This window comes from Chthonomonas sp. (assembly GCF_035294165.1).
Lineage (GTDB): Bacteria > Armatimonadota > Chthonomonadetes > Chthonomonadales > Chthonomonadaceae > Chthonomonas.
Map to the genome: position 1 here is coordinate 1 of NZ_DATGLN010000127.1, position 2,664 is coordinate 2,664.

4 protein-coding genes are annotated in these 2,664 nt (G+C 57.0%); all 4 read right to left on the bottom strand.

All coding sequences use genetic code 11. The features are described 5' to 3' along the window. A partial coding sequence (locus VKV29_RS06310; protein WP_324200458.1) for a glycoside hydrolase family 25 protein occupies positions 1–389 on the bottom strand: 389 nt, incomplete at its 3' end. A gap of 219 nt (positions 390–608) precedes the next feature. Then, entirely contained in the window at positions 609–863 is a 255-nt protein-coding gene (locus VKV29_RS06315; RefSeq protein WP_324200459.1) for a hypothetical protein, read from the bottom strand. 461 nt (positions 864–1,324) lie between these two features. Beyond that, the gene (locus VKV29_RS06320; RefSeq protein ID WP_324200460.1) at positions 1,325–2,242 is read right to left on the bottom strand and encodes a hypothetical protein; all 918 of its coding nucleotides are present in this window, start codon (positions 2,240–2,242) and stop codon (positions 1,325–1,327) included. Between the two features lie 10 nt (positions 2,243–2,252). Beyond that, positions 2,253–2,664: glycerate kinase (locus VKV29_RS06325; RefSeq protein ID WP_324200461.1), on the bottom strand; the 412-nt coding region annotated here is incomplete at its 5' end.

Consider the following 2,664-nt stretch of genomic DNA (forward strand, 5'->3'; position numbering starts at 1 on the left):
ATGGGCAGTTTGCCGATCAGGTTCCTTGCGGTGATAAGGAACATGGAGACGGCAAACTGCATGCGCGCTTTGCCCACGCGACGGGCACCCTCTTCATCTTCCAAATCGAGCGCGATGGGCAGGTCTTTGGCCGGGTCGTAGCCGGCGCGGCGGGCATTACGAAGACAAACTTCGGCCTGCCATCCCCCCGGCTCATCGCAACGGAAGTAGTGGTATACTCCGCGCACCAAACCTGCGGTTTTCATTCCGGAGAGGTTTGCGGCCAAAGAGGGGTCCCCATAAGCCGTGCCCTCTGTCGCCTTGCAAAAGGCGAAAACGATGCCCCCGCGGTGTACTAGCTCCCAATCAATGTCGTTGTCGTCGTGACTTATATCTACTCCCTCTAGCAACGTCATCTCCTCTCAAAACGTCTGTTTTCCCTCTTCGTTACAGGCCAAACCTTACCAAAGCCGGCACACAAAAACCCTCCTAATCGGTTAGACAGAGAAAAACCCAGAAAAAGTCCGAAATACCCTTACAAAATTGCCGGTTTTTGCTGTGACAAACCGAAAAACAAGGAGGTTTGCTTGCCCACCGATGCCTAAAATGCACCGGTGGGCAATGTAAAGCTAGGAATTGGAATTGGATGCTCCCTCTAACTTCTTGGCGGTACGCTGAATGGCGCCGTCCACCCAAGTCTGAACCTGTTGCGCCAACACCGGAACCACCTTCTGCAACTCCTCTTGCACCAAAGGCCGCACCACCTCAGGCACAACTTTGCTTTTGATCTTGAGTTGGTCGGCCCGAATCGTCAACATCCGATGCAAAACCCCACCCACAAACCCCAACGCGAAGGGCACAAGGTGCGACAAAAAACTGTTCATTCTCCTCTGCGCGCGCAAACCGCCGCCTTGTGGCGAACGGTTTTATGGCGCTTCCTCCTTTCCTGTCCGTCTCTATTTCGTTAAGAACAAATCGTTTGGACGGCGAGCACGTCCGTTAAGGGGAATCTCCCCCCTCTCTCTTTCAACACGCCAAAGAGGACGGCGCCTTTCCCCTCAAGACCGACGCCCTTCCCCTCAGAACTGGTGAGAAGTTAAACTCAAGATTTCTCGTCTTCGGCTCGAAATGACAGTCGTATCGCCAGCTTTCATGGCCGATACAGGGGTCCCCAGAAAATCTTGCGATTTTCTGGGGCAGGGCGCCCTCCCCCTCAAAGCCGACGGTGCTGCGCACTGCGCCTTCCCCTCATCTGCTAAGACCACTGCATGGCTGCCCGAGAGGACGAAAGAACGGGATAGGGGGCGAACAAGGTAAGCTCACTTTGCTGACTTGCTCTAGAACACTAAGGCGCCGAGGCCGCGCTTGTAGCGGGATGGTTCTGCACCACAATAAGCGCGCTCGCTTGAGTGATAAGCTTCCCATTCCTATCGAGCGCATCTATCTCCACCGCATGTTCACCGTCCGCCACACTACGCGTATCCCATCTGTAAACGAATGGAGGCACATTCGTTAACTGCACCACGGTACCATCCACTAAAAACCGCACGAACTCGATAGGGTCCGGCTCCCCCTCAGGGAGCTTGGCCTTCAACGTGAGAAAACCGGAGACAATAAGCCGATGCTCCGCCTGCGCCCGCGCTACGGCCCCGGCGGCATAGTCGTTTGCCATCACCTGAATCGCTTGGGCGATCTGCACCTTCCAATCATTCAGACGGCTTGCCGCACTTGGCTCGAAGGAAGGAGGCGGCATACGGTCTACCGTAAACTCAAACACATCGCCGATCTGCGGCGAATAGGACACAGCCGTGTTCAACGCACTCAGAGGCAAAAGCACCTTGGTGCCGACCGACGGACCAAGCGTTCCAAATATCCCTTTGCCCTCCGCGATATTCGTGTAGATGGCCCACGGTTCCAAGCACGCCTTGGCAACTGCCAGCTGCGGCAATAACTTTAAAATCCGTTTCCCTCCCAAAGAGATCGCAATCCCCTCATGACCGCTTCGTATTACCCTGCCGGCCTGCCGCGCCGCTCCGTCGGCCCCAACCATGGTGGCGCAACGGATAACCCGCCCGATCACCAAAAAGGTTTTGCCACCGTCCACACTCATCTCGACCGGAGCGTAGAGCGTGTTCGTCACCCGAAGCAGATAGGTCGGCACGCCGTCATCCGTTACCGGCTGCGCCATCAGCCTCACGGCACTGTAAACGATTAAAAGACCGGCAAGCATCCAAGCAAAACGCTTTGCACTCTTCCTTACCATGGCCGTTGCCTCATAGAATGAAAGGGGCATGCCTTACATCGGTAGGCAGTCCCTTTTGCCCGACCAGCATCCAGCGCAGCGCGCGCCGTGTGGCACGCCTTAAAAGAGGATACGCTTGGCCCATCGCCTCCTCCAATGTGCAAGCCCCCTCGACGATAGGCAGAACCGCGTGCACTCCCTCCGCAAAGAGGGTCTCCTCCGCCTCTGCCTCCACTGCACCGACCAGAGCCACGACAGGAACGTCTAACCCCAGTCGTGCGACCCGCCGCGCCACGCGGATAATGGCCTTGCCGTGCAGCGTCTGCCCATCCAGCTTGCCCTCGCCCGTCAACACAAGGCAGCTGTTCCTGCAGTGGGTATCGAAGTCGAGCACATCCAGCACCATCTCGGCGCCCGCCACCAGCCTTGCCCGGCAAAAGGCC